Source organism: Geobacillus sp. ZGt-1 (genome assembly GCF_001026865.1).
GTDB lineage: Bacteria > Bacillota > Bacilli > Bacillales > Anoxybacillaceae > Geobacillus > Geobacillus thermoleovorans.
In genome coordinates this window covers 44,308-68,893 of the sequence record NZ_LDPD01000010.1, presented here as the reverse complement: position 1 = coordinate 68,893, position 24,586 = coordinate 44,308, and the positions used below count along the sequence as shown (strand labels likewise).

Sequence of the window (24,586 nt, the reverse complement as noted above, 5' to 3'; positions counted from 1 at the left end):
CCGTCCACTGCGCTGTCGGCGGCTTTTGCCCGCCGTATTCGGTTGGATAGCGGAACTGCTTTTCGACAGCGGTGTTATGGCTTGACGCACCGGTTAAGATATAGTCTGCCCCGCCATAGTTGGCAATAAAAGCGCTGAGCGCAAGCCCTTCCATGGAGGTTGAGCAGGCGCCAAAAATGCCAAGGTGCGGCATGCCGAGCGTTCGGGCGGCAAAACTTGTCGGCGTCATCTGGTTGATCAAATCGCCGGCGATGAGAAACTGCACGTTTTCCTTCTCTAACCCGGCCTTTTCCATCGCCTGAAACGCCGCCTCCTCAAGCAACACGCGGTGCGCCTTCTCATACGATTCCTCGCCAAGCCATAAATCTTCATGCAAAAGATCGAAATCATCAGCGAGGCGGCCGTTCGCTTCAAACGGCCCGCCGACGGCAGCGGTCGCGATAATCGCCGGCTTGTTGGCAAACACCCATGTTCGGTGCCCTTTCAGCATTACAATCCCCCCCACTGGGTCGCAATCGTTTTGACAAGGGCGATAACAAAGGCGGCAAACGTACCGAACAAGATGACCGATCCGGCAAGCTTGAACATGTTCGAGCCGACGCCTAACACAAATCCTTCCGTCCGGTGCTCAATCGCCGCCGAGATGACGGCGTTGCCAAACCCTGTCACCGGCACGGCGCTTCCCGCCCCAGCGAATTGGGCGATCCGGTCATAAACGCCAAGCCCAGTTAAAATCATCGACAAAAAGACCATCGTCGCCACCGTCGGATTGCCTGCCGTTTGCTCGGTAAAGTCAAAAAAATACATGTAAAAATAAGAGATCGCCTGTCCAATCACGCAAATGATTCCGCCAACGAGAAACGCGCAAACACAGTTGCGAACGATAGGGCGCTTCGTTTCCCGCTCTTTTTCGAATAAATGATATTCCTGCTGAACCGGGGTCAGCTTTTTCCGTTTTTCATTCGCCATAATGACACCTCTTATGTTTGCTCTTTGCTTAGCTTTTCAATGCGCCTGATTTCCCGATTGACTTTTCGTTCATCCCAGCGTCGATTGTCCATGTTAGCTTTTAATTCCTTCGTCTTCCAAAAAATTTTCAAATCGCTCGAGGAAACAACGTCATAGCCAGGAAACAGGTCGCGCAGTTTTTGGTCAATGTCTTTCTCAATTTGTTTTCGACTCCACCGCTTCATATGGGGAATTTGATAAGCAATGAGCAACCGATCCCCGCTGTTGACCGCCACCACGTCCCGAACATCGTCGCGCCCGCGCAAATAGCTGGCCGCCCGCTCGGCCGGACCTTGGTTCAGCTCCGCATGTTTCGCCGTCCCGGACGTTTGGGTTCTCAGCAGGTTTGCCCCTTGCAGCGATTGCTTTTGTTCCGTTTCTTCTTTGGCGCAGCCGCCGACCGCGATCATCGCAACGACGGCCGCCAACCACCATTTTTTCATCTTCATCAACCCATTCGTTTTTATGTATTTCCGCCAAGTCGGGAAAGGTTGGCGTGCTGTGCCAACCTTTCCGCCTAAACCATCCCATTCGCTTCTGCGAAGGTTATTGTTGTTTATATTGTGGCTCTTCGTTTTGAATTTCTTGCATGCGCGAGTTCACCAAATCAATGACCGCCTGCGTTTGTTGGGCAGCTTGTTGGTAAAGCTGTTTCGCGGCTTGGTTTTCGGTTTGCAAAGCAAACGTTTCGAAGCTCGCTTGAGCCGATTTTAACCCCGCCAATGTTTGTTTCACTTGTGTTGCAACCGTCATGATTCATGTCCTCCTTATATGGTGTAAGATTGGTGGTGACAATGTTTAGAATGGTTTTTCGCCGCCAAATTATAATTGTCATTTTCTGCAAAACGTTCTCCCGCCTTTCCAGCCTTTCCGGGCACGAAAAGGGCGCCTTCTGCAGGCGCCCATACGGTTTACGACTTGTTATCAACTTTATCGGAATAACCGCGGCCGAGCGACGGGTTGTTTAAAATACCGGCCATCACCAAAATGCTTAAGAAGGCATGGTACAGTTGTTCATATTTGCCAAGATCAATGTCGACGCCGAATGTCTCAAGCGCAATCACGGCAAACGATCCGATTGCCAGCCAAAGCCCGTAATTTTTAAAACGCTCCACCGTTTGCGTCCCCCATTTGCTTTATGGCTAGATCCACGAGAACGGTCTCCGTTCTCCTTCGTTTCGATCATGGCCTCCTTCACCATGTTCTTCCTTATCCCGGTCCCGCACATCTTCAACGGCTTCCATTTCCGTATCATCGCGGTGCGGGAACAACCATGGATCGCGGATGCGGCCGCGCGGCATAATGACGATGTCATCGGCATGAATGATCAATTTATCGACATGAATCACTTTCGCTTTTTTCCGATCCGACATGCCCTTCCCTCCTTCCTTTCGCCTAGTTGCACTGTTAGACTATGCAAGGAGGCGAAGCGAAGTATAGGCATCTCTCACAGATTTCCGTTATTTCTTCTTGATGACGGCTGGCCGACCGCATCCGCATCCGCTCGGACGCCGCACAGGCTGCGTTGTCGAAGAAAGCACCCTTGTCACCGGTTTCGACGGAGTAGGCTTCTTCATTCCTCATCCCTCCATCCCGAAAAAGTGTAGCCCTCGCCGATCAACCAATTTATGTTCAAGTCCATTTCCGTACGATTCGTCTCTAATCGAAACGGCATAAAAACAAACAATGTCTAACGGCGAGAGAAAAAGCGAGCGGCTACTGCTATTGTATGGCTTGGCGAGCCAAGGGTGCCTCTCATTTTTCGTTTCGCTCCGGGTGTGGCATGATGGCATTTTCTTGCCTCAGTGTGCGGAAAAACCAGCTGTCCGGCCGTTCGTCCTCATCTGCCTTGCCCGTTTTTTCGCTCCATGGCGATTGCAGCAGCTGGCGGCGAAGCTCGTCATTTTCCTTCGCCAGCTGTTTGAGCTGCTCGTAGCGCTTGGCGCTTTGGTAAGCCAGTTCCTTTAACACAATGTTTTCGGCTTCCACCTCTTTCAGCCGGCGCTCCAGTTCAGCCATTCGCTCAGCAAGCCGCTGTTCACCTGTCCCCCTTCTCTCTTCATTCATCGCCCCATGTTTGTCTTTCATCATTCGACATCTCCTCCTTTGATTCATCGTTGTCTGCACCCACCAGCAAAAAATCCGCATCTGTCCCAACACATTTACCTAAGCCGTTCCATAGTATACAGTAGTCCCAAACCACCAGGCGTTGGGGAACAACTGAACGATAGGAGGAACGAAGAAAATGGGTCATCATCACCGTCGCGATACAGAAAGAGTATGCATCAGAACGCGCAAAATTTACGACTGGGTGACGCGCCAAGTCGATGTGCCATTGCGAAGCTTCAGCGGCGAGGATTTGGAAGCGATTTTCCCGATGGACCACTGCCAGCGGGAAGGAACGATTTGCGATTTTTTGGGAGCGCAACATACAAACCCGCAACACTTGACGATCCGCTGCTTCCTGACAGACGCCGACGGAAACCCGATCGACTCGGTCGTTGACCAGGACGCATTGATTTGCCAGGAAATTACGCAGCCAAACGGCCGGCAGTCCGTAAACGTCACCCTTCCTTCTGGGGAAACGGTGACGCTGCAAAAAGTCAAAGCGCTCATCAAAGGGCATGTCGTCGTGCAAATTGTCAGCCCAGCCGGCACGGTCATTTGCCAATCGAAACCAATTCCGTTCGCTACAGCACAAACGTTCATCTTGTGCGCCCCAGAAGGCACGCAGCTCAACTGCCATATTTCGTTCTTCGAATGCGACACGAGCCTAGTCTGCACAGACAACTTTGCACAACTTGATGTTTCCATCACCTTATGCCTTGAAGTCCAAGTGGAAGCTGATGTCAAAATCGAAGTCGAAGCTCGTTTCTGCCAACCGCGCGAAGAATTGGCCGAAGCCGTGCTTTGCCCGACAACCAAATTCCCGCCGCAATGCCCGGACGTATTCCCGGCCATGTAGCGTCCTGCACCGTTCAGGCTGTTGTTCCAACAACAGCCTTTTTTATATGGCATGCACCCGCAATGGATACATAAGATGAGAATGGAAGGGGTGGAAACCGTATGAAAAACAAAAACGACCAACATCTCCGTCTGCAGCAGCAAATCATCCACTACCGGTCAGAAGCAGCCTCATGCCGGCAACAAGTGCAGCAACTGGAGGCCGAGTTGGCCAAGGAAAAAATGCGCAGCGCCTATTTGAAAGAGAAGCTGCGTGAAGCAGAAACAACCAACGTTGAAACGTACAAGAAAAAAATCGCCGCCTTGGAACGCCAGCTTCTGTTGTGTGAAATTGCACTGGAAGAAACGCGATATAACACCTCAAAAGAGACACAGACACCAGCGTTTGAACGAGCTGCTGCCGTGTCAGCGTTGTTTCACTATTCTGTCGTCGTTCCGACGCATCTTGATGAGGAGGAGCTGACCATCATCGGCGATTTCATCATTCGCAATCACGGAACAGCGCCGCTTCACCATTTGATTGTCTGTCTCCGCCTTTCGCCTCCAAAAACGGCGGTGCTCAGCGGGAAAATTGTTTTGCCAAACAGCGGACGGGCCGAGCAGGAAACGCTGATCTCCAATAGCGCGGAAAGCTGGACGTTCACCCACGAAAACTGGCGGGAAAAAGTGCGGCAAAGCGGGGAATACTGGCTTGCCCCGCTTTATGACGCCCCGCTTGAACCAAGCGAGGAGCGGCGCTTTTCCCAGTTCGAAATCACTGTTCCCCCGTCCAGCAATGCCCGCTCATTGACGGTTGATGGATTCGTGTATTGCGCAGAACTGCCAAAGGGCGTTCCTGCCGCCAACCATATTGCCATTCAATGGTGACCCGCTCGTTTTCCGCCTTCATGCCGACCAGCGGCGCACCTGCTGTTTGGGCCGGCCGTTTTGAGCCGGCTCCGCTATTTCCTATTTCAAACAATAGGAGTTGGACGTTTCCTTCCATCAACGTCATCCCGACAAGCTGCGCGGCTGTTTTTGCATCACCGGCTGACGACAACTTCCATCCACACCGCCGGCCATTCCTTCAGCGAACGTTGCCCAACCAGCATCAGCGATTCGCTGTCCATTTTTTGACCAAAACGACGCCCGCCGGCATCCCTCATTGGCTGTGTCATGACCTCAATAGCCGCCTTTCTCCTTACGACAACCATTTACTAACGATCGTCTCCATGATCGCCGCCCCGCCGGCAATCGCTAGAAGCATAATGAGCGGCTCAAAAACATTCGGCCAAAGCATTAGGCCAATATAACAAAACGCCGCACACCAGATCCCCGTGCACCAGTAGCAGCTCAGCAGTTCGCCAAACCAGCGACGCAGCCCGCCTCCCTTGAAAGAAAGAAACACTTGTTTGCTTCCGTCCGGAAGCTCCTGCTCCGTCCATTCGTGAAAGGGACGGCGAATCCAGGCGGTGATCGCGTCATATACGATGAGCCGTGTCAGGCGAAAGCTGGCTAAACAAAGAAGGACAAATGAAAACGGATCGTCCATGCTCCCCTCCCCTTTCCATGATTATGACCGCAAAAAACCGATTGCCTTCTGTCGTTCCCATTTGGCAGCTAGCGAATTCTCTTTGGTACAGACGTTTACCCAAACGCTCTCCTACGCCAATCATATGATGGAGTATAGGTTTTTAACACAAGAGACTAGAAAGGAGGCGACGCGATGTACCATGTCTTTTTCAACCGACGCCCAACCCGCCCCCGCCTTCCCCGTGCTCTTTACGAACAGCTGGCCGCGCTTCCACTCAACACTGAGGTTAACGTGCACACCACCAACGAGACGCATTACAATGCGCTTTTTCTCGGCTTCGAGCCGCGGACGAACAGCGTCTCGCTATTGGTTGACCGCTTTTATAAAGAGGGGGGGCGCTCGCTTACGATCGATGCTGCCACGATCACCTCAATCGATCTCCCTGCCTCCATGAGGCCAGCTCCATCCGCCGACACAGATGAAGAGGAAGAATAGCTAGAAAAGAAGGCACAGCCGGCTGACGCCAACCAGCGCGGTCGGCGCTTATTTTTTTGGCGGCGCCGTTTTCTCATTGACTAGTGCGCTTGTCTATACATTCGCTTCTCGTATTACATACACTTTTACTAATCGACAATAGATGCTAGGAGGAACTGATCTTGGCTTCGAAACGATCTCGCTTGTTGTTTGACATTTTAAGCAGTTACGACCTGACTGGAACTGAAGTCGATATCATGAAGGAACTGAAAAACGACAAAGTATGGCTTGTGCGAAACAAAAAAACGAGGGAACGGTACGTGCTGAAACGGCTGAGCGAAGACAAAACGAATTTTCCGATTTTGCTTCATTCAAAGCTGTACCAAGAAGGATTTCATGTCCCAAAAATCTTCCAAACGAAAACAGACCAATATTACATCCACCGAAAAGGCCATTACTACTATTTGATGGACTACATCGTCCCAAGCGGAACGAAGCCCTCTTTCCAACAACGGATCGAAGGGCTCGCCCGCTTTCATGCTCACAGTCTGTTTGCCGATTGGATCGGCCCCTGCCCTTCATCGTTTCCGGAGCCAAAAGACGTGCTGAGCGCACATCGGCAAAAAGCAGCACAGTTAGAGGAGCAGGCAAAGGCCATCGATCATGGTGACACTCTTTCTCATATAATGGAACAGATGGCCCGGATCGCTAATCAAAGTTATGCATGGCTTGAAAAAAGCAATCTAGCTGATTTTTGCCGCACAGCGAAAGAACGAAAGGCCATTTGCCACGGGGATTACAACAGCAACAACCTTTTATTGGCGGAAAACCACGAAGTCATCATGATCGACTTTGACCTCGCCTACTATGGTCTTCCGCTTGATGATTTTCGCTTTTTGCTTATTTCTTTGACGAAAAACCCGAAAGACGATGCGGTAAAACGAACGAAGTTGCTATTTGACCTTTATTTCTCCGTTTGTTCCCTGTATGCTCCATACAAAAGGGTCTATTTAGCTGATGCCATGTTTCCGCACGTGTTTTACAGCGAAACGGTCGGCCAAGAAAAGCAAAAGCGGGCGGTAAACAGCCCAGCGTCCTTGAACTTGCTCACCCGCCTCGCCGAACAGGAAACAAAAAAATTCGCATTCTTGTCCGATTTTTTCAAAAGCGAGGGATAGAGAAAAATGAAACAAACGATCGCCCACTTTCTTCATGAAAAAATGAAAATCAATCAACGTTTTATTTACAACCAAATGGTTCATTTAAAAAAATACCGCCCGATCATGATCGGGTCATTCGCTGATGACGGCATCCATCCGTTTCCTCTCATCAACTATTACCGCCTCAACGACATCGACGATTTCGGCCGCTTCGCCAAAGAACAAAATATTGTCGCCATTCACGCTCACCATGGAAAGCATGCCGTCGAAATTCTTCCGCTTTGCATCGCCCATCGCATTCCGCTTGTCGTCAGCATCCGCGGCCGCGATGGATCGGCGAAGCATCAAAGTTTGCGGCGCAATCAAAAACGGTACAATTTGCTCAAACAGCATGGGGCGCTCTTTCTTCCTGTCTGCCGCTACCTTGCCAATGAACTGATCACGCTAGGCTTTCCGCCGAAAAAAATTCAAGTTCTCTACGGCGGCATCGAGCTCGATTTATTTCCGTACCGGGAACGGACGATTCCTGCAAACGGAGACATCATCATTCTCTCGATCGGCCGGCTCGTCGAGAAAAAAGGGTTTTTAACGCTCGTGCGCGCCTTTTGGCGCGTGCATGCAGTTCATCCGCGCTGCCGCCTCCGCATCATCGGCAGCGGCAAAGAGGAAGAAAACATCCGCCGGCTTGTCAGCGAGCTGAAGCTCGATCCGTTTGTCGACCTGCTGGGTGCCATGGATGCCGCTTCAATCGCCCGCGAAATGGAACGCGCCCATCTATTTTGCTTGGCGAGCGAGACCGCTTCTGATGGAGACATCGAAGGCATCCCCAACGTGTTGAAAGAGGCGATGGCAAGCGGGCTGCCGGTCGTCTCAACGAATCACGCCGGCATCCCCGAATTGATCGAACACAAACGCACCGGCTATCTCGCACCAGAAAGAGACGATCTTGAGCTAGCGAACGGCATTCGCTTTTTTCTGGAACATCCGGAACGAATTCCATCCTTCACGAAAAAAGCGCGCAAAGTGATTGAACAGCGGTTTGATATCACGAAACAAATCAAGGTGCAGGAGCGGCTGTATGATGAATTCATCAAAAAAACCAGGTAACTGTCACCTGGTTTTTTTGATGCTCAATTCTTCCCCTTTCCTTTCCAAACAGTAGAAAGGTTGTCCGACGAAAATAGGCCGCACCATTTCCAGCGTTTTAGGCGCTTGCCATGTAGCAAACCACACTTGTCCGTTAATACGCTATAAAAGCCGGAGATTTCACGAAGGAGGCCTATTAGCATGAACATCTGCATCATTGGCGCTGGCTACGTCGGACTAACCACCGCTGCCGTCCTTGCTGAACTTGGGCATGAAGTGCATTGCATTGATCATGATGAACGGAAAATCCGCCTGCTCAATAACGGGGAAGTTCCGTTTTATGAGCCAGGGCTCGAAGAATTGATTGCCAAAAATGATAATTATTTGACGTTCAGCGGCCGCTGGGATGATATCAAACGGGCGGCCGTCGTTGTCATTTGTGTCGGCACCCCGCCGCGGCCCGACGGCGGCACCGATTTGCGCTATATTGAAGCGGTGCTCGACCGCTTGGCAACGACGATCAAATCATACAAAACGATCGTCACGAAAAGCACTGTCCCGCCGGGGACGAATGAATGGATGCGTGCCGAGCTTATCCGCAAAGGAGTGAAACCGCAGTTGTTCCGAATCGTATCCAACCCAGAGTTTTTGCGGGAAGGGTCGGCTGTCTACGATATGTTTCACCCAGACAAAATCGTCGTCGGACTCGAACCGGATGATGACCAATCGCTTGCCGTCATGCAGGCGGTGTATGCCGGCATCAACGCCCCTTACCTCACAACGAGCCTGACCGGCGCGGAACTGATCAAATACGCCGCCAACGCGTTTTTGGCGACCAAAATTTCCTTTATTAACGAAATGGCGCGCATCTGTGACGCGTTTGCCGTCGATGTCAATGACATCGCCCGCGGGATCGGCCTCGACCCGCGCATCGGCCCACACTTTTTGCGGGCCGGCCTCGGCTATGGAGGATCTTGCTTTCCAAAAGATATCAAAGCGCTCGAACATGCGGCGCGTTCGCGCCAAGTGGAGCCGCATTTGCTGAAGGCGGTGCAGACCATCAACGCCACCCAGCTTGACGTTTGCTTCCAAAAACTCAATGAGCAACTTGCCCCATTGACGGACAAAAAGATCGCCGTGCTTGGCATCTCCTTCAAGCCGAATACAGACGATACGCGTTTTTCCCCCGCTGAAGCGCTCATCCGCCGATTGAGTGAAAACGGCTGTACGGTTGCCGCCTACGACCCGAAGGCAACGCTCTCGGAGCCGCTCACCCGCGTCACACAAGTCCAGTCGGTGCACGAAGCGATCCAAGGGGCGGATGGCTTGGTCATCGCCACCGATTGGGACGAATTCCGCACGCTTGACTGGGGGCAAGTGAAAGCGGCGATGAATGGGACGCTCGTGTTTGACGGTCGAAACTGTTTGGATCGCCATGCAGTCGAACAAAGCGGTTTGCGCTACATGGGGGTGGGGCGCCCGTGAACATTCTCGTCACCGGTGCGGCCGGATTTATCGGCTCCCATTTATGCGAAAAACTGCTGGAAAACGACGAGCATCATGTGATTGGCGTCGACGGCTTTCTCGGACCGACGCCGGCGCCGCTAAAAGCGAAGAACATTGCCCATTTGCAGTCTCATCCACGGTTTACCTTTCTTGAGCTGGATTTGTTGACAGCCGATTTGCCGTCCTTGCTGCAAAACGTCGAAGCGGTCTACCACTTAGCCGGCATGCCCGGTGTGCGAACGAGCTGGGGGACGGAGTTTGCCGCCTATGCTGCACACAACATTTCCACTACCCAGCGGTTGCTTGAGGCATGCAAAGACCGGCCACTCAAACGGTTCATCTACGCTTCGACCTCATCCGTCTACGGCGAGCGGAGCGGCCCGTTGTCGGAAACGCTTGAACCGGCCCCGCTCTCCCCATATGGCATTACGAAGCTCACCGGCGAACATTTATGCCGCGTCTATTTTCGCGAGTTCGCCGTACCGATCGTCATTTTGCGCTATTTCACCGTCTATGGCCCGCGCCAGCGCCCGGACATGTCGTTTCACCGCTTCATCCGCCAGCTGCTCGCTGGACAACCGCTCACCGTGTTCGGCGACGGAACACAATCGCGCGATTTCACCTATATTTCTGACTGCGTTGATGGAACGATCGCCGCGCTCGAGCGGGATGGCGTCATTGGAGAAACGATCAATATCGGCGGAAAAGAACGAGCATCGGTCAATGAGGTGATCCGTCTGCTGGAAACGCTGACGGGAAAACAAGCGATCATTCAGTATACCCCCTCCGCCCGCGGAGAGCCGAAACAAACGTGGGCCGACTTGGCAAAAGCGGAGCGGCTGCTCGGGTACAAGCCGGTTGTAACGCTTGAGGGCGGCCTACAAAAAGAGATCGAATACATCCGTTCGCTGTATGAGGGTGAGCATTCATGAAAATCGCCTATGTCTGCACGGAAAAGCTGCCCGCCCCGGCAGTGCGGGGCGGGGCCATTCAAATGATGATCGATGGGATTGCTCCATTGATCGCCCGACGCCACGAACTGACGATTTTTTCAATCGCTGATCCGCTTTTGCCGCCTGAAGAGACAGACGGAGACATCCGCTACATCCGTTTTCCAAAAGCCACGTATGAAACGGATGTGGCACGTGCGTTGGCCGCGCACAAATTCGATGTCGTCCACGTCTTCAATCGTCCTGTTCCGCTCATCGATTACCAAGCGGCGGCTCCGCAAAGCGCCTTTGTGCTAAGCCTGCATAACGACATGTTTTCCCCGCTGAAAATTACAGCAGAACAGGCGAAGCGGGCGCTAGACGCCTGCACCTTGCTGACCGCCGTCAGTGAATACATCAAACGGACGGTGACAAACCGTTACCCAATCGATCCTCAGAAAGTAAAAGTCGTTTATTCCGGAGTCGATGCTTCCCAATACATCCCCGTCTGGACGGAAGAAGGCAGGCGCATCCGCCAAGCGGAACGCGAAGCGTACGGACTCACCGATAAAAAAGTCGTTCTCTTTCTCGGCCGACTCAGCAAAACAAAAGGACCGCATTTGCTGATTCAATGCCTGCCATCCCTTTTGATCCGCCATCCCGAGGCAGCGCTTGTCATCGTCGGCGGAAAATGGTTCGGCGACACCGGCCGAAGCGAATACATCGACTGGCTTCATGAGCTCGCGGCGCCGATGGCCGATCGCGTTCTGTTTACGAATTACGTTCCGCACAGTCATATCCCCAAACTGCTCTTAATGGCCGATGTNTTTGTATGCAGCTCGCAATGGCACGAGCCGCTCGCCCGCGTTCATTACGAAGCGATGGCCGCCGGCATTCCGGTCGTGACAACCAACCGCGGCGGCAACACCGAAATCGTCCGCCACGGCGAAACCGGCTTTGTCATCGATGACTACCAAAACCCGCACGCTTTTTTTGAAGCGATTGATTACATGCTTGTGAACAAACATGAAGCGGAAACCATGGCGAAAAAGGCAAGAACGCTCGTTGAACAGCAATTTCAATTCCACCATGTGGCCAAGCGGTTTGAAACGGTTTATATCGAAGCATGTTCCTCTCTTTCCCCAAACCAATAAGGGCTGTCTAAGAGAAATGTTTTCGGGACAGCCTTTTTCTCTTTCTCCGATGAAATCAACCATGCCGCTCCTTGTGCATCTATCCCCACTCGTCACACTTTCGCCGCCCCCCAGTTCGTCAAACTGCAGAGGCTTCGGGAAATATCCTCTATTTAATGAGCTTACCCAGTCCAATTTCGTTCTCCATACATATCCTAGTAGCAATCACACATATTTCACTTCGTCCATTCCCAAATACCTGACAGGAGGGATAGCATGAAAGACATCGTTATTGAACCATGGCTCGTCGATGAAACGACCCATGAATTTTTTATCCCTGAGTATATCATCCAGCTGGCAGAGGAAGTGCTGAAAAACTACGATTTATCCGTTCAAAACATGCAAATCGTTACGACAAAACCGGACAAGGGAGGAGCGATTTGGAAGCTCGAAACGAAATCAGGCCCGAAAAGTTTGAAGCTGCTGCACCGGAGGCCGACAAGGAGCCTATTCAGCCTAGGAGCACAAGAATATTTAGTGGAAGTGCGCAAGGCAAGAGTGCCGCCAATTGTAAAAACAAAGGATGAAAAAAGTTATGTCGAGGCAGGAGGAAAACTATGGTTTGTGGCGGAATGGATTGAACCGTTGACGCCAGTTACAAAGGATTTGGAAGGAGCAAGAAAGCTTTGTTATGCCCTTGGTGAATTCCATCGGCTAAGCAAAGGGTATGTCCCCCCAAAACAGGCGGAAATGGCTTCGCGGCTGCACAAATGGCCAAAAAACTATGAAAAAATGATTACGAAAATGAGCTGGTTTCGGAACATTGCCAAATACTACCCTGAAATGCCGGCAAGCCCACCATTATTAGAGGTAGTTGACCGATTTGAAGAACAGGCGCGAAAAGGCATGGAACGATTCCTGCAATNCAGCTATGTTGAATTCGTCAAGCAAGGAACGGCTCATTGGGGGTTGGTTCACCAAGACTACGGTTGGTCCAACGGCCAAATGGGCGCGGACGGAATGTGGATTATTGATCTCGACGGAGTTGCCTTTGACCTTCCGATTCGTGATTTACGAAAACTCATTAGCGGCACAATGGCGGATTTATACAAATGGGATGCAACATGGGTGCGGGAAATGATTCTAGCGTACCACGAAGCAAATCCAATCACACCTGAATTATACGAGCTTTTGATGATTGACTTGGCCATGCCAAACGAATTTTATAAAAATATGAAAGAAGTCGTCTATGAACCGGAAATTTTTCTCAATGAACAAACAGCACAGTTAATTCAAACGATTGTCGAAACCGACCAGTCAAAGTGGCCTGTATTGGCAGAAATCGAAAATGACTGGAAAGGAGTGGGATAAATATGAGGATTTTGATGGTTTGTACAGAAAAACTCCCCGTTCCCCCTTTATTAGGCGGGGCCATTCAAACGTATATTTCCGGCATTCTTCCACATGTAAGCCAATTCCATGATATTACCGTTTTAGGCATCAGCGATTCGTCGCTTCCCGAGCAAGAAACGATCCATGGCGTTCACTACGTGCGCGTACCGGGAAAAATATTTGAAATATACCGGGAAAACGTTGTTCGTTATGTGGAAGCGAACAAGTTCGATCTCATCCATATCTTTAACCGCCCCCGCCTTGTTCTGCCCATCCGGCAGGCAGCGCCCGACGCCAAAATGACGTTAAGTATGCACAATGATATGTTTCAACCGGAAAAAATCGATCCAGAAGAAGCAACGGCGGCCATCGCAGAAGTGGCCTACATCGTAACCGTGAGCGATTATATTGGCAATGTCATCCGCAGTCTATATCCGCAGGCATCGCCAAAATTGCGCACGATTTATTCTGGAGTAGACAGCGAACGATTTTTGCCGGGAAATCATCCAAAAATGCAGAAAATACGCAACGACATTCGGCGGGCACATGGGTTGGAAAACAAAACGGTCATTTTGTTCGCCGGAAGGCTGTCGCGCAATAAAGGGGTCGATAAACTCATTCTAGCATTGCCGGAGCTGGCAAAAAAATTTAAAAACTTAGCCCTGGTGATTGTCGGGAGCAACTGGTTTAGCGAAAATGACATTACTGATTATGTCGCATATGTAAGAGCACTGGCGAAACGAATGCCTGTCCCCGTTGTCACGACAGGCTTTGTCCCACCGAATGAAATCCAAAATTGGTTTGCGGCGGCTGATTTGTTTGTATGCACCTCGCAATGGCAGGAACCGTTGGCGCGCGTCCACTATGAGGCCATGGCAGCAGGCCTTCCGATCGTAACGACCGCGAGAGGCGGCAATCCGGAAGTCATTTTCGCCAATGAAAACGGCCTTATCGTAGAAAATCCGGAGGACCCGAGTGATTTTGCCAACAAGATTGCCCAAATATTATCGGATCAATCATTGATGAGAAGAATGGGAGAAAAAGGCCGGCAGCTTGCGATTTCGATCTATCATTGGGAGCGAGTCGCTTCCGAGTTATTGGAAGTTTGGGAGCAGGCGGAGAAAACAGAACAAGCTGTAGTGAGTGAAGAACAAGCAGCCGGCATGACAATAGAACCGCTGAAAGAAGATGCAACAGAACAACGGAACCGGCCAACCCCTAAAAGGATGGTGAAAAACGAGAGCTAAATCACCAGCCCTCTAAAGCGGATGCAAAAGAAAAAGTCCACTCGAAAAAGAACGCGGCAGCGTCATCCGACAAAACGAAAAAGGGAAAAACCAAAAAAGAGCGTGCCATATCAATGGAAGACCATCAACAAACAGCCAAACAAAAAGAAGCTGCGGCAGAGCGAACTGAACTCGCGAAAAGCGCCCCAGCTCCTAAACAGCCCCAAACCGGCCGCCACATAAAACCTTTTACCATTGCAAGCGGCAACCAACAAACGCTGGACGCGTCGCCTAAAACGCATTTGAACCGCAAATTGGCTCAAGCGAAACATGACACCAAACATTTTACGATTGCAAGCTCACACTAACACGAATCGAAAATCGCCAACGAAGAAAATGACGGACATCCAAAATAAAAATGAGAATACACTCCCACAGCAAATGAAGGAAACAAACCCTCATCATCCTTTCCTGGCGCCGCAACGCATTCAGGCAAAGATGCGTTTCAACGCAAGGAAATGCGTTACTGCACAAACCCGATCATCGTCACCGCGAGAAGCTGCGCGCGCCCGATGACCGTTTCGTTTCCCTGTTCATCGGCGATCGTCAACTCGGTCGCCGTGCACTTCTTTAATATGCCTTCATAGCTCTTATCCTTCATGACAAATTGGCATTTCAGCGGCGGCAAATGGCCGGGCAGCTCCGCCAAAAAGGCCAGCCGCTCGTCGAGCGCCATCGCTTGGAATTCTTTTTTGGCAAAAAATTCAGTCGGTTCCTCCTCGCCGCCTCGTTCATCGTTGGAATTTCCTTCCTCTTCCTGTTGCGTTCGGCTAGTCCACATAAACGTTTCTTGCATATGCGCCGCCGCCCGCATCGCTTTTGGCTGCACAATGTAAAGCAACGGCTCCGTCTCCACAACGTTTTGTTTCCGCACGTCGATCCCCCTTTTCCATGCTTGCCTTACCTTATATATGTATGCCCGTGATCTCAATAATTGCCCAAGTCAAGCAAAAAACAGCCGCTCCATCAACAGGAACGGCTGCTCGCACGTTTTTAATATCCTAAAATGTGGTATCCCGAGTCGACGTGAATAATTTCCCCGGTGATGCCGCGCGACAAGTCGCTGAACAAAAACAGCGCCGCATCGCCGACTTCTTCTTGGGTCGTCGTCCGGCGGAGCGGAGCGCGTTCTTCGATTTGCTTTAAAATCGAGTTGAAATCGCTCACCCCTTTGGCCGACAGTGTGCGAATCGGTCCAGCGGAAATGGCATTGACGCGGATGCCGTATTTGCCTAAATCGTTCGCCAAATATTTCACGCTCGCATCAAGCGACGCTTTCGCCACACCCATAATGTTGTAGTTTTGCACGACGCGCTCGCCGCCTAAGTACGTGAGGGTGACGATGCTGCCGCCTTCCGTCATCAGCTCTTTCGCCTCGCGCGCAACCGCGGTGAGCGAATATGCGCTGATATTGTGGGCGAGCAAAAAGCCTTCGCGGCTGACGTTCATATATTCCCCGCTCAAGTCTTCTTTATTGGCGTAGGCGATGCAATGAGCGACGCCGTGGATGACGCCGACTTGTTGTTTGATTTGCGCAAAACATTGAACGATGTCTTCATCTTTTGCCACATCGCATGGCAGCAGAAGCGAACGTTCGTCCCCAAGCGTATCCACAAGCGCCCGCACCTCTTTTTCAAACCGCTCTCCGGCATACGTAAACACCAACCGAGCGCCGGCAGCGTGAAGCGAACGAGCGATGCCCCAGGCGATGCTTCGTTTGTTCGCCACCCCCATCACGACATATGTACGTCCTTCCAACGATAAGACCATTCGTTCATCCTCCCAATTATCATTTATTCTTAGCACCAGGTGTTAATTCTATTATAGGCGATGCGGCGGGCGATGTAAATGCACGCTTCCCTTTTGCCTTCCGATTCCTTCATGCTGGCGGCGGTTTTTCCCACTTTGCAAAACCGGCGCGATTCGCTAATATGGTATATGGCACATTTGAATGGAGAGGATCGTTCCATGGATCATGATCGTTTTTCCAAATCGAAGCTGGATTACCATATGCTGTTCCTTTTATTCTTGATGGCGGTCGTCAGCGCCATCGCCATCCATAGCGCAGAACCGATGCTGCCGGAGAAACTGCAAAACGTCAACTTCGCTTCGAAACAGCTGCAATGGTACGCCATCGGCGCTGTCGTGATCGCCTTGACGATGATCATTGACTATGATCGGCTGTTTCAAATCGCTTGGTATTTGTATGGATTCGGGATGTTGCTGTTGCTTGGGCTGGAATTGAACGTCCCAGGATCAGTAACCATTAAGGGGGCGACGAGCTGGTATCATCTACCTGGAGGCAACTTTCAACCATCCGAGCTGATGAAAATTTTTATGATCATCGTCCTAAGTCGCATCATCGTCAACCATCGGGAAAAATATCCCGAACCGACGATCAGCGATGATTTTAAATTGCTTGGCAAAATCGCTTTGACCGTCTTGCCGCCGCTTATTTTGCTCGCCAAGCAGCCGGACATGGGCATGTCGATGGTGTTTATGGCCATCACCGCCACCTTGGTGCTCGTTTCCGGCATCCGCTGGCGCATCATTTTCGGCATTGTCCTTTCCGGTGTAACAATGGTGGCAGTCGTTGTGTTCATTTTCTTTTATTTTCCTGATTTCTTCCATAAGTACATTATTAAAGAAGATTACCAGTTGAACCGGTTTTACGGCTGGCTGGCTCCATATGAATATTCCAACGAACAAGGCTTCCAGCTCATCCGTTCGCTTATGGCCATTGGGTCAGGGGAACTGTATGGGAAAGGATTGGGCAACTTACAAGTCTATTTGCCGGAGGCGCACACAGACTTTGTGTTTGGCGTCATCTCAGAACAGTTCGGATTTGTCGGCTCAAGCATCGTCGTGTCTCTCTTTTTCCTGCTCATTTATCGCATGATCCATATTGCCTTGGAGAGCAACGATTTATATGGCAGCTATTTATGCGCCGGCGTCGCGGGCATGATTACGTTCCAAGTGTTCCAAAACATTGGCATGACGATTGGACTTTTGCCGATCACGGGGTTGCCGCTTCCGTTCATCAGCTATGGAGGAAGCTCGCTGGCGACTTATATGCTGGCGATCGGCCTCGTCTTAAACGTTCATTCGCGAACGCGGAAGTTTATGTTCGCAAGCGATGAATAAAGCCGCTTGCTGTGTCCGCAGGCGGCGTTTTTTGTCGCCATCAAGCTCAACTCCACTTCTTTGTTTCCTGGCCGCGGGCTCCGCCGTTTGGGCGTTGCCCCCGCAAAAGCCGCGATGAGACGGGCAAAACCGCCGCATCTTTTCTTTTCCTGACTGAACGGACATACTGGTAGTACAACCACTATGGCGAGAAAGGAGCACATTCGATGCAAGTGGACATCATCGGCGACATTCATGGCTGCTTCCGTGAATTCGCCGCATTGACGGAAACACTCGGCTACCATTGGGACGAAGGGGTGCCGATTCATCCCGACGGACGAAAGCTCGGCTTCGTCGGCGATTTGACCGACCGCGGTCCTGAATCGCTGAACATGATCGAGATCGTCTGCGCCCTTGTTGAGCGAAATTTGGCTTACTACGTGCCAGGCAACCATTGCAATAAGCTGTACCGCTTTTTTTTAGGACGAAACGTGCAAATCGCCCACGGGCTTGAGACGACGGTCGCGGAATATCGCGCCTTGCCTCCAAGCGAACAAGAGATGATCCGCCGCAAGTTCATCCGCCTGTATGAACAGGCGCCGCTGTATGCGGTGCTCGATGAGGGGCGCCTTGTCATCGCCCACGCCGGCATCCGTCACGACTATATCGGGCGGACGGACAAAAAAGTCAAGACGTTCGTCCTGTATGGGGACATCACCGGCGAAACGAACCCGGACGGGACGCCGGTGCGCCGCGACTGGGCGAAACGGTATCACGGCAGCGCATGGGTTGTATATGGCCACACGCCGGTCGAAAAACCGCGGTTTGTCGGGCGGACGGTCAACATCGACACCGGCTGCGTATTCGGCGGCGCGCTGACCGCCTTGCGCTATCCGGAAATGGAAACGGTCTCCGTTCCTTCCTCGATGCCGTTCGTTCCGGAAAAATTCCGCACGTTCTCCTAATCAGCGCACCTTCTGCGCGTTGCCTCGATGAGGAGCTCCATATCGTCAGGAAGCGGGGCGGAACATGTATACCAGCGCCCGGCAAACGGATGAAAAAACGACAGCTGCCGGCTATGAAGCGCCTGGCGGCCGATCATCTCCCGGCTCCCGCCGTACAGTTCATCGCCGGCGAGCGGGTGGCCGAGATAAGCCAAATGGACGCGAATTTGGTGCGTGCGCCCCGTCTCCAGCCGGAGCGAAACGTATGTATAGCCATAAAGCCGCTCAAGTACACGAAAATGAGTGACAGCCGGCTTCCCGTCTTCCCGCACTTCGCGAGCAATGATGCTGTCGCTTTGGCGGCCGATGGGGGCGTCAATCGTCCCTTCATCCTCGACAATGACGCCATGGCAAATGGCCTCATACGTGCGCACAACGTGCCCTTTTTGCTGCAATGCCGACAACAAATGATGAACGTGGCGGTGCTTGGCGACGAGCACGAGCCCGGACGTGTCGCGGTCAAGCCGGGTGACGATATGGACGGTCGAGTCGAGCTGCTGCTTTCGATAATGGTGAAGCAAGCCATTGGCGAGCGTCCCGCCCGGATGGTGGCGCGACGGAATCGTCGCCAATCCCGCTGGTTTGTTGACAACAAGGACGTAATCGTCTTCATACAGAATGTCAAGCGGCATCGCTTCTGCGTCCATCCAATCGCTTGTCCGCTCCGGCGGAAAGACAACCGACAGCGTCTCGCCGGCGCGCAGCACATGGCGGACGGTGACGGGCCGACCGTCAACCAACAGCGCCCCGCCATGGAATTTAATATCGGTAAGCGCCGTCCGCGAAATGCCGTTCTCTTGCAAAAACTGGCGCAGCAGCTTTCCGTCGTGCTGTTCATCGATGGAAAAGGTCATGGTAAACGGCGGCAATGTTCGTCACCTTTCTGATCAAAAATCTCCGTCTTGCTCATCGTGTTCCATCCACTTTCCTTTGGCGCCGCTAAAACGGAATCGGCATCCGCGCCAAAAGACCATCACCTCGCCGCAAACGGGAAGCGTTGCCTAACCAAGGAGGCGGGTTTTCCCTCAGTCGGCGATAAACGAGTCGCGCACCCGCCGCCAAAACGGAAACGGCCGAAAGCGGGCGAAACGCACCTTTTCATCGGCCACCCGGCATTGAATCGACTTCACTTCTTTATGCAACAGTGACAAATGGTCGATCGTAATTTGAAAATCGACGTGGTTGACCGGCTTGAGTAAACACGTATGGTGCGCCGGCAGCACGAGCGGCGAACCGATTGTCCGAAACACGCGGTTGTTGATCGACGCCATCTCGGTCACTTGAATCGCCTCAAGCGAAGGATGCAAAATCGCGCCGCCGAGCGCTTTATTGTAAGCCGTGCTGCCGGTCGGCGTCGAAATGCACAACCCGTCGCCGCGGAACCGCTCAAACAAGTCGCCGCGAATCTCGACATCCATCACGAGCGTCCCGCTGACGCACTTGACTGTGCATTCATTGAGCGCTAAATACTTTGCCTCGCTTCCGCCGTTGAGATAGCGGATCGTCACCTCAAGGAGCGGGTATTCGACCACTTGGTACGGCGTCTTAGCGATGGCGATGACGAGCTTTTCGAGTTCCTCCGGCACCCAGTCCGCGTAAAAGCCGAGATGGCCAGTATGGACTCCGACAAACGCCGTCTTGTCCAACCGATGGCAATAGCGATGGAACGCATACAACAGCGTTCCATCACCGCCAACCGAAATGACGAGATCAGGTTCCTCTTCATCGTAACGCAAGTCAAAGTCAAGCAAATACGTTTTCATTTTTTGCGCCAGAGCGTTTGATATGTCGTCGCCTTTGGACGTGATGGCGAACACGAGCGGCGCGTCCGTCCGTTTCATTGCCCTTCTCCTTTTGCTTCTTGTTTTCGAGAAAAAGCAGCCTGCGCTTCTTGAATTTCAAAGCGGATTTTCGACATCTCCTCATCGAGGCGATAGGCCGCCTCCGCGGCGCGCTGCAGCCGAACTTTGATATCTTCGGGGAAACGCCCGCTGTACTTATAGTTCAACGAATGCTCAATCGTCGCCCAAAAGTTCATCGCCAACGTTCGAATTTGAATCTCCGCCAAAATGTTTTTTTCACCGCGGATCGTCTGCACTGGATAGCGGATGACGACATGGTACGAGCGGTAGCCGCTCTCTTTTTTTTGCGTGATGTAATCGCGTTCTTCAACAATCGTAAAATCGTTGCGCTGGCGCAATAGCTCGACGACGGTCTTAATGTCATCGACAAACTGGCACATGATGCGCAGCCCCGCAATATCTTGCATCTCTTCCTCAAGACGGTCGAGCGGGATGTTTTTCTTTTGCGCCTTATCCAAAATGCTGGCGACGGGCTTCACCCGTCCGGTGACAAACTCAATCGGCGAGTGCGCTTCAATCATCTCAAATTGGGCGCGAATGCCCCTTAGCTTCACTTTCAGCTCCTCAACCGCCTGCTTATACGGGGCTAAAAACAAATCCCAATGGTTGACCATCGTACCACCTGCCTACATGTTTTCGATCTCCCGCGGCTTACGTCAAGAGGGCGCAACCGCGCCTCTTTCTTGCTGCACGATGCGAATTCACCGGGCCGCTCCCTGTTCGAACGCGCCGGAAAGGGAAAACCCCCGGCTTATTGCTCAAAAAACACGTCTTGCACCGCCTGTTCAAGCGCCTCGCCATAGTTGGCGTTGCCGCGAATATTTTCAAGCAAATAAGACAGTTCATCGTGAAACTGTTCAAGCTCAAGCGTCCTCTCTCCACATCGAAGCCAGACCGGCTCCTTGGCATCAAGCGCCGCCTTTAGCTCAGGCCACCACGGCTTCGGAATCATGACATATAGAAAGCGGTCATCGGTTTCCAAAATGTACGCAAACGCCAACGCATCCGAATCGACAAGCATATGGCGTTTCGGCGTTACGCGGGCAAGCGGAACCGGAGCATCATTGACATACAGCCAAAGCCGGCCGCCTTCCCGCTCCGCCCGCTCGACGATCCATTTTTCGTTCATGTTTTCTCTCCTTCCGCATCAACCATCCGCCCTTTATTTTACCATATTCACCCTATACAGGCGAAATAATTGATATTCGCCGGAAAACAGCTGATAATAGAGGGAGACGACTATCCTGTCTGAAGGGGATTCACGATGCATCAAGAAATCGAAATCGAATTAAAAAACTTGTTAACGGCAGCGGAGTTTGCTGCCGTCCGCGCCGCCTTCCGCCTTGATGATGGCGCTTTCTTCCGCCAGGAAAACCATTACTTTGACACCCCGTCATTCGCCCTGAAAGAACGAGCGGCAGCGCTGCGCATCCGGGCGAAAGAGGGACGCCTGACCTTGACGCTGAAACAAACGCGGGCGGACGGGACCATTTTGGAAATCCATGAGCCGCTTTCGCTGTCTGAAGCGGAAGCGTTGCTTGCTGGTATAGCGGCGCCGCGCGGGGCGATCGCCGATTTGCTTGCAGAACTGGGCATCAACCCACACGAGGTGCACTGCTTTGGCTCCCTTGTCACCGACCGAGCCGAATGGCCGCATGAAGGCGGCACGCTATGCCTTGACCATAACTGTTACTTGCAAAGCGAAGATTACGAACTTGAATATGAAGTGGATCACGTGGAAGCGGGTGAAAAGCGGTTTTTGCGCCTGCTTGAGGCGCTCGGCATCCCGCGCCGCCCGGCGCCAAACAAAATCGCCCGCTTTTACGCCCGCATGAAAGAAATGGAGGAAAGACGATGACCGTTTCGCCATTAAAGCTGCTCATCGAATGGCAGGCGCTCAATGCGTTCTCACCCGGACGCTCCAGCCTGTTGCCATCGCCGGTGCCATCCTTGTTTTCAAGCTTGCTTGCCGAATCTCTCAGCCGCGGTGAGGAATCTTCTGCCGAGGCGCCTCAAGCTGCCCTAAGCGGTCAGCCCCCGGCGCCCGCCGGCCATCGCAGCGCCCCGCTCGAACATGAAGCGGGTGCTGCAACCAACTCATCTTCTTCCATCGATGCTTTAATCGCGGCGGCAGCGGAAAAATACGATGTTGACCCGCAGCTCATCCGCGCCGTCATTCGCCATGAGTCAAATTTCCGTCCCGATGCGAAAAGCCCGGCTGGAGCGCTTGGACTCATGCAGCTCATGCCAAGCACGGCAAAAATGCTCGGCGTCAACAACCCGCTTGATCCGGCGCAAAACATCGACGGCGGCGTAAAATATTTGCGCCAGCTCCTTGACCGGTACNGCGGCAATATCACTCTCGCCTTAGCCGCCTACAACGCCGGGCCCGGGCACGTCGACCGCTATGGGGGCGTGCCGCCATTTGCCGAAACGCGGGCGTATGTCGAACGCGTGTTGAAAAGCTACCGCACATAAACGAGCGGCGCTCGAGTCACTTTGTTTGAGATCCATGCGTGCTGTTGATAAAATAGCAATCAAACGACAACGAATGATTTTCAAACAAAAGGAGCATCCGCGATGGGTGAACAATGGCAAACTCTTTATGAGGCGATCGGCGGAGAGGAGACGGTTGCGAAACTTGTCGAAGCATTTTACCGTCGCGTGGCCGCGCATCCGGACTTGCGGCCCATTTTCCCTGACGATTTGACGGAAACCGCCCGCAAGCAAAAACAGTTTTTAACACAATATTTAGGCGGCCCCCCTCTTTACACGGCAGAGCATGGACACCCCATGCTGAGGGCGCGCCATCTCCGCTTTGAAATCACGCCGAAGCGGGCGGAAGCGTGGCTTGCCTGCATGCGGGCAGCCATGGACGAAATCGGCTTGTCCGGGCCGGCGCGCGAACAGTTTTATCACCGGCTCGTACTCACCGCCCATCATATGGTCAATACCCCCAGATCATCTGGACAGAAAGGAGCATACCCTTGAGTGAGAAGTTTGCTGGGAAGACGACATCAACTTGCTACCCTTCCCAGCCGCTAGGCAACACGAACAAACCGCTCGAGCTGTATTTGTTTATCGATCCTTTATGCCCGGAATGCTGGGGGCTTGAACCAGTCATCAAAAAACTGACGATCGAATACGGCCGTTTTTTTACCTTAAGGCACATATTGAGCGGAACATGGGCGACATGGAGCGCGCGCAAAGGAACGAAGCCGGAGGCAATGGCCAAAGCGTGGGAGTGGGCGGCGAACCGCACCGGCATGTCATGCGACGGCAGCGTTTGGCTCGAAAACCCGATTTCGAGCCCGTTCGCCCCATCGCTCGCCATTAAAGCGGCGGAAATGCAAGGAAAGCGGGCTGGCCTTCGCTTTTTGCGCAAGCTGCAAGAACAGCTCTTTCTCGAAAAACAAAATGTCGCCGATTTGTCGGTGCTCGCCGAATGCGCCGTCAAAGCGGGCTTGGATGTCGATGAATTTTTGCGCGACATGCACTCGCCGGGAGCGGCGAAAGCGTTCCAATGCGATTTAAAAATCACCTCGGAAATGGACGTTGACGAAATTCCGACGCTTGTGTTGTTTAATGAAAACATTGAAGACGAAGGCATTAAAATTTCCGGATGCTATCCGTACGACATCTACGTCGAATTGATCGCTGAAATGCTCGGCTTCCATCCTGAACCGTCCTCTCCTCCTCCGCTGGAATCATTTTTAAGCCATTTTAAATTCGTCGCCACAAAGGAAGTTGCCGTTGTGTACAACTGGACGATCCAAGAAGCGGAAACGGAAATGAAAAAGCTGCAGCTAAAGCAAAAAGTGGAGCGGGTGCCCGTCAAACACGGAACATTTTGGCGCTATATCGATGATTCCCGTCCCTAGCAGCAGGGATGGGCGCAAGAAAAAGCCCGGCTGACGCCGGGCTTTTTCTTGTTGCCAAGACAACAAAGGGGATGGGAGAAATTGTTCACGGTCAAACAAAGGGGTATCAGGTTTTGTCTTCCGTTCACGTTTTTATCTTACCAAACGTCCAACTAAATTGGCAACCCGTTTGCTCGTTTGTTCACATTATTGTCATAATTCGCCCTGCGTCATGATCAGGCAGACAAACAGCATATAATCAACTAGGCTCTTCACCAAAAGTTGT

General features: G+C 52.2%; 30 protein-coding genes and 5 pseudogenes. 20 read left to right on the top strand and 15 right to left on the bottom strand.

Going from position 1 to position 24,586, the window contains the following annotated elements; genetic code table 11:
- The 7 genes and pseudogenes from VU18_RS19100 to VU18_RS03625 form a co-directional block, all read right to left on the bottom strand.
- A pseudogene (locus VU18_RS19100) lies at positions 1-490 on the bottom strand (stage V sporulation protein AD); the annotation flags it as partial.
- Complete coding sequence (gene spoVAC / locus VU18_RS03650) at positions 490-969, bottom strand: stage V sporulation protein AC (protein WP_011230354.1); 480 nt, start codon at positions 967-969, stop codon at positions 490-492. The gene spoVAC and the pseudogene VU18_RS19100, both read right to left, overlap by 1 nt.
- An 11-nt stretch (positions 970-980) precedes the next feature.
- Positions 981-1,457, bottom strand: coding sequence for a YhcN/YlaJ family sporulation lipoprotein (locus VU18_RS03645; protein ID WP_011230353.1), 477 nt, complete (start codon positions 1,455-1,457; stop codon positions 981-983).
- Positions 1,458-1,554: 97 nt separating this feature from the next.
- Positions 1,555-1,761: a DUF1657 domain-containing protein gene (locus VU18_RS03640; RefSeq protein WP_011230352.1), complete on the bottom strand. Its 207-nt coding sequence runs from the start codon at positions 1,759-1,761 to the stop codon at positions 1,555-1,557.
- A gap of 158 nt (positions 1,762-1,919) precedes the next feature.
- A complete protein-coding gene (locus VU18_RS03635) occupies positions 1,920-2,123 on the bottom strand; it encodes a hypothetical protein (RefSeq protein WP_013523190.1) in 204 nt (67 codons plus the stop codon).
- A gap of 27 nt (positions 2,124-2,150) precedes the next feature.
- On the bottom strand, positions 2,151-2,381 hold the full coding sequence (locus VU18_RS03630) for a hypothetical protein (protein ID WP_011230350.1): 231 nt from the start codon (positions 2,379-2,381) through the stop codon (positions 2,151-2,153).
- Between the two features lie 382 nt (positions 2,382-2,763).
- Positions 2,764-3,099: a spore coat protein gene (locus VU18_RS03625; protein ID WP_014195191.1), complete on the bottom strand. Its 336-nt coding sequence runs from the start codon at positions 3,097-3,099 to the stop codon at positions 2,764-2,766.
- Positions 3,100-3,253: 154 nt separating this feature from the next.
- On the opposite strand from VU18_RS03625, the gene VU18_RS03620 reads away from it, so the two are divergent.
- On the top strand, positions 3,254-3,973 hold the full coding sequence (locus VU18_RS03620) for a hypothetical protein (RefSeq protein ID WP_011230348.1): 720 nt from the start codon (positions 3,254-3,256) through the stop codon (positions 3,971-3,973).
- A 101-nt stretch (positions 3,974-4,074) separates the two neighbouring features.
- Positions 4,075-4,839, top strand: a complete 765-nt coding sequence (locus VU18_RS03615) for a hypothetical protein (protein WP_011230347.1) — start codon at positions 4,075-4,077, stop codon at positions 4,837-4,839.
- Between the two features lie 155 nt (positions 4,840-4,994).
- Here VU18_RS03615 and VU18_RS21020 read toward each other — a convergent pair whose 3' ends face one another.
- Positions 4,995-5,129 carry a hypothetical protein gene (locus VU18_RS21020; RefSeq protein WP_014195190.1) on the bottom strand — a complete coding sequence of 45 codons (135 nt, stop codon included), beginning with the start codon at positions 5,127-5,129 and terminating at the stop codon, positions 4,995-4,997.
- A gap of 23 nt (positions 5,130-5,152) precedes the next feature.
- Positions 5,153-5,503, bottom strand: a complete 351-nt coding sequence (locus VU18_RS03605) for a DUF1360 domain-containing protein (protein WP_011230345.1) — start codon at positions 5,501-5,503, stop codon at positions 5,153-5,155.
- A gap of 174 nt (positions 5,504-5,677) precedes the next feature.
- Here VU18_RS03605 and VU18_RS03600 point away from each other — a divergent pair, with 174 nt between their 5' ends.
- From VU18_RS03600 to VU18_RS19080, 11 genes and pseudogenes are all read left to right on the top strand, one after another.
- Positions 5,678-5,980, top strand: a complete 303-nt coding sequence (locus VU18_RS03600; protein ID WP_011230344.1) for a hypothetical protein — start codon at positions 5,678-5,680, stop codon at positions 5,978-5,980.
- 161 nt (positions 5,981-6,141) lie between these two features.
- Complete coding sequence (locus tag VU18_RS03595) at positions 6,142-7,137, top strand: aminoglycoside phosphotransferase family protein (protein WP_047757656.1); 996 nt, start codon at positions 6,142-6,144, stop codon at positions 7,135-7,137.
- A 6-nt stretch (positions 7,138-7,143) separates the two neighbouring features.
- Complete coding sequence (locus VU18_RS03590; protein WP_011230342.1) at positions 7,144-8,226, top strand: glycosyltransferase; 1,083 nt, start codon at positions 7,144-7,146, stop codon at positions 8,224-8,226.
- Positions 8,227-8,406: 180 nt separating this feature from the next.
- Positions 8,407-9,690, top strand: a complete 1,284-nt coding sequence (locus VU18_RS03585) for a UDP-glucose/GDP-mannose dehydrogenase family protein (RefSeq protein ID WP_011230341.1) — start codon at positions 8,407-8,409, stop codon at positions 9,688-9,690.
- Positions 9,687-10,643 (top strand): NAD-dependent epimerase/dehydratase family protein, encoded by a 957-nt coding sequence (locus VU18_RS03580; RefSeq protein ID WP_011230340.1) that lies wholly within the window; start codon positions 9,687-9,689, stop codon positions 10,641-10,643. The genes VU18_RS03585 and VU18_RS03580 overlap by 4 nt, the downstream gene beginning before the upstream one ends.
- Positions 10,640-11,466, top strand: a pseudogene (locus tag VU18_RS03575) (glycosyltransferase family 4 protein); the annotation flags it as partial. The gene VU18_RS03580 and the pseudogene VU18_RS03575, both read left to right, overlap by 4 nt.
- A 1-nt stretch (position 11,467) precedes the next feature.
- On the top strand, positions 11,468-11,794 hold a 327-nt coding region (locus tag VU18_RS19095; RefSeq protein WP_236687270.1), incomplete at its 5' end, for a glycosyltransferase.
- 255 nt (positions 11,795-12,049) lie between these two features.
- A pseudogene (locus VU18_RS19090) lies at positions 12,050-12,698 on the top strand (CotS family spore coat protein); the annotation flags it as partial.
- Between the two features lies 1 nt (position 12,699).
- Positions 12,700-13,144 (top strand): annotated as a pseudogene (locus VU18_RS19085) (CotS family spore coat protein); the annotation flags it as partial.
- Positions 13,145-13,146: 2 nt separating this feature from the next.
- On the top strand, positions 13,147-14,412 hold the full coding sequence (locus VU18_RS03565) for a glycosyltransferase family 4 protein (protein ID WP_236687269.1): 1,266 nt from the start codon (positions 13,147-13,149) through the stop codon (positions 14,410-14,412).
- Between the two features lie 113 nt (positions 14,413-14,525).
- Positions 14,526-14,759 carry a hypothetical protein gene (locus VU18_RS19080; RefSeq protein ID WP_047757654.1) on the top strand — a complete coding sequence of 78 codons (234 nt, stop codon included), beginning with the start codon at positions 14,526-14,528 and terminating at the stop codon, positions 14,757-14,759.
- A gap of 155 nt (positions 14,760-14,914) precedes the next feature.
- Here VU18_RS19080 and VU18_RS03555 read toward each other — a convergent pair whose 3' ends face one another.
- Entirely contained in the window at positions 14,915-15,325 is a 411-nt protein-coding gene (locus tag VU18_RS03555) for a CotO family spore coat protein (protein ID WP_011230336.1), read from the bottom strand.
- Between the two features lie 119 nt (positions 15,326-15,444).
- A complete protein-coding gene (gene fabI / locus VU18_RS03550; protein WP_015374168.1) occupies positions 15,445-16,221 on the bottom strand; it encodes an enoyl-ACP reductase FabI in 777 nt (258 codons plus the stop codon).
- 198 nt (positions 16,222-16,419) lie between these two features.
- Here fabI and VU18_RS03545 point away from each other — a divergent pair, with 198 nt between their 5' ends.
- Together VU18_RS03545 and prpE are read left to right on the top strand one after the other, a co-directional pair.
- Positions 16,420-17,595, top strand: coding sequence for an FtsW/RodA/SpoVE family cell cycle protein (locus tag VU18_RS03545; RefSeq protein ID WP_011230334.1), 1,176 nt, complete (start codon positions 16,420-16,422; stop codon positions 17,593-17,595).
- A 206-nt stretch (positions 17,596-17,801) separates the two neighbouring features.
- Positions 17,802-18,539, top strand: coding sequence for a bis(5'-nucleosyl)-tetraphosphatase PrpE (gene prpE, locus VU18_RS03540; protein WP_015374167.1), 738 nt, complete (start codon positions 17,802-17,804; stop codon positions 18,537-18,539).
- On the opposite strand, the gene VU18_RS03535 is transcribed toward prpE, so the two are convergent.
- The 4 genes from VU18_RS03535 to VU18_RS03520 all read right to left on the bottom strand — a co-directional run bounded on the left by VU18_RS03535 (position 18,536) and on the right by VU18_RS03520 (position 21,569).
- Positions 18,536-19,447, bottom strand: a complete 912-nt coding sequence (locus VU18_RS03535) for an RluA family pseudouridine synthase (RefSeq protein WP_011230332.1) — start codon at positions 19,445-19,447, stop codon at positions 18,536-18,538. The two genes, prpE and VU18_RS03535, sit on opposite strands and share 4 nt — an antisense overlap.
- A 156-nt stretch (positions 19,448-19,603) precedes the next feature.
- A complete protein-coding gene (locus tag VU18_RS03530) occupies positions 19,604-20,419 on the bottom strand; it encodes an NAD kinase (RefSeq protein ID WP_011230331.1) in 816 nt (271 codons plus the stop codon).
- Positions 20,416-21,054: a GTP pyrophosphokinase family protein gene (locus VU18_RS03525; RefSeq protein ID WP_011230330.1), complete on the bottom strand. Its 639-nt coding sequence runs from the start codon at positions 21,052-21,054 to the stop codon at positions 20,416-20,418. The genes VU18_RS03530 and VU18_RS03525 overlap by 4 nt, the downstream gene beginning before the upstream one ends.
- A gap of 137 nt (positions 21,055-21,191) precedes the next feature.
- Positions 21,192-21,569 carry a hypothetical protein gene (locus VU18_RS03520; RefSeq protein WP_020278707.1) on the bottom strand — a complete coding sequence of 126 codons (378 nt, stop codon included), beginning with the start codon at positions 21,567-21,569 and terminating at the stop codon, positions 21,192-21,194.
- Between the two features lie 135 nt (positions 21,570-21,704).
- Here VU18_RS03520 and VU18_RS03515 point away from each other — a divergent pair, with 135 nt between their 5' ends.
- The 5 genes and pseudogenes from VU18_RS03515 to spxH all read left to right on the top strand — a co-directional run bounded on the left by VU18_RS03515 (position 21,705) and on the right by spxH (position 24,321).
- A complete protein-coding gene (locus tag VU18_RS03515; protein ID WP_020278706.1) occupies positions 21,705-22,298 on the top strand; it encodes a CYTH domain-containing protein in 594 nt (197 codons plus the stop codon).
- Positions 22,295-22,786: pseudogene (locus VU18_RS03510) on the top strand (lytic transglycosylase domain-containing protein); the annotation flags it as partial. The gene VU18_RS03515 and the pseudogene VU18_RS03510, both read left to right, overlap by 4 nt.
- Position 22,787: 1 nt before the next feature.
- The coding region (locus tag VU18_RS19075) for a lytic transglycosylase domain-containing protein (RefSeq protein ID WP_236687273.1) at positions 22,788-22,918 on the top strand (131 nt) is incomplete at its 5' end.
- Between the two features lie 102 nt (positions 22,919-23,020).
- Positions 23,021-23,431 (top strand): hemoglobin, encoded by a 411-nt coding sequence (locus VU18_RS03505; protein WP_020278705.1) that lies wholly within the window; start codon positions 23,021-23,023, stop codon positions 23,429-23,431.
- The gene (gene spxH, locus VU18_RS03500) at positions 23,428-24,321 is read left to right on the top strand and encodes a ClpXP adapter protein SpxH (RefSeq protein WP_011230325.1); all 894 of its coding nucleotides are present in this window, start codon (positions 23,428-23,430) and stop codon (positions 24,319-24,321) included. The genes VU18_RS03505 and spxH overlap by 4 nt, the downstream gene beginning before the upstream one ends.
- Positions 24,322-24,586: the final 265 nt, after the last annotated feature.

Bases quoted from the DNA above. Each gene is read 5' to 3' on its own strand.
- VU18_RS03515 (WP_020278706.1), top strand. From the start codon at position 21,705: ATGCATCAAGAAATCGAAATCGAATTAAAAAACTTGTTAACGGCAGCG.
- VU18_RS03640 (WP_011230352.1), bottom strand. From the start codon at position 1,761: ATGACGGTTGCAACACAAGTGAAACAAACATTGGCGGGGTTAAAATCG.
- VU18_RS03625 (WP_014195191.1), bottom strand. From the start codon at position 3,099: ATGATGAAAGACAAACATGGGGCGATGAATGAAGAGAGAAGGGGGACA.
- VU18_RS03630 (WP_011230350.1), bottom strand. From the start codon at position 2,381: ATGTCGGATCGGAAAAAAGCGAAAGTGATTCATGTCGATAAATTGATC.
- VU18_RS03520 (WP_020278707.1), bottom strand. From the start codon at position 21,569: ATGAACGAAAAATGGATCGTCGAGCGGGCGGAGCGGGAAGGCGGCCGG.
- VU18_RS03530 (WP_011230331.1), bottom strand. From the start codon at position 20,419: ATGAAACGGACGGACGCGCCGCTCGTGTTCGCCATCACGTCCAAAGGC.
- VU18_RS03585 (WP_011230341.1), top strand. From the start codon at position 8,407: ATGAACATCTGCATCATTGGCGCTGGCTACGTCGGACTAACCACCGCT.
- VU18_RS03590 (WP_011230342.1), top strand. From the start codon at position 7,144: ATGAAACAAACGATCGCCCACTTTCTTCATGAAAAAATGAAAATCAAT.
- VU18_RS03545 (WP_011230334.1), top strand. From the start codon at position 16,420: ATGGATCATGATCGTTTTTCCAAATCGAAGCTGGATTACCATATGCTG.
- VU18_RS03605 (WP_011230345.1), bottom strand. From the start codon at position 5,503: ATGGACGATCCGTTTTCATTTGTCCTTCTTTGTTTAGCCAGCTTTCGC.
- spoVAC (WP_011230354.1), bottom strand. From the start codon at position 969: ATGGCGAATGAAAAACGGAAAAAGCTGACCCCGGTTCAGCAGGAATAT.
- VU18_RS03525 (WP_011230330.1), bottom strand. From the start codon at position 21,054: ATGGTCAACCATTGGGATTTGTTTTTAGCCCCGTATAAGCAGGCGGTT.
- VU18_RS03620 (WP_011230348.1), top strand. From the start codon at position 3,254: ATGGGTCATCATCACCGTCGCGATACAGAAAGAGTATGCATCAGAACG.
- VU18_RS03615 (WP_011230347.1), top strand. From the start codon at position 4,075: ATGAAAAACAAAAACGACCAACATCTCCGTCTGCAGCAGCAAATCATC.
- VU18_RS03565 (WP_236687269.1), top strand. From the start codon at position 13,147: ATGAGGATTTTGATGGTTTGTACAGAAAAACTCCCCGTTCCCCCTTTA.
- VU18_RS03505 (WP_020278705.1), top strand. From the start codon at position 23,021: ATGGGTGAACAATGGCAAACTCTTTATGAGGCGATCGGCGGAGAGGAG.
- prpE (WP_015374167.1), top strand. From the start codon at position 17,802: ATGCAAGTGGACATCATCGGCGACATTCATGGCTGCTTCCGTGAATTC.
- VU18_RS19080 (WP_047757654.1), top strand. From the start codon at position 14,526: ATGGAAGACCATCAACAAACAGCCAAACAAAAAGAAGCTGCGGCAGAG.
- VU18_RS03600 (WP_011230344.1), top strand. From the start codon at position 5,678: ATGTACCATGTCTTTTTCAACCGACGCCCAACCCGCCCCCGCCTTCCC.
- fabI (WP_015374168.1), bottom strand. From the start codon at position 16,221: ATGGTCTTATCGTTGGAAGGACGTACATATGTCGTGATGGGGGTGGCG.
- VU18_RS21020 (WP_014195190.1), bottom strand. From the start codon at position 5,129: ATGACACAGCCAATGAGGGATGCCGGCGGGCGTCGTTTTGGTCAAAAA.
- VU18_RS03645 (WP_011230353.1), bottom strand. From the start codon at position 1,457: ATGAAGATGAAAAAATGGTGGTTGGCGGCCGTCGTTGCGATGATCGCG.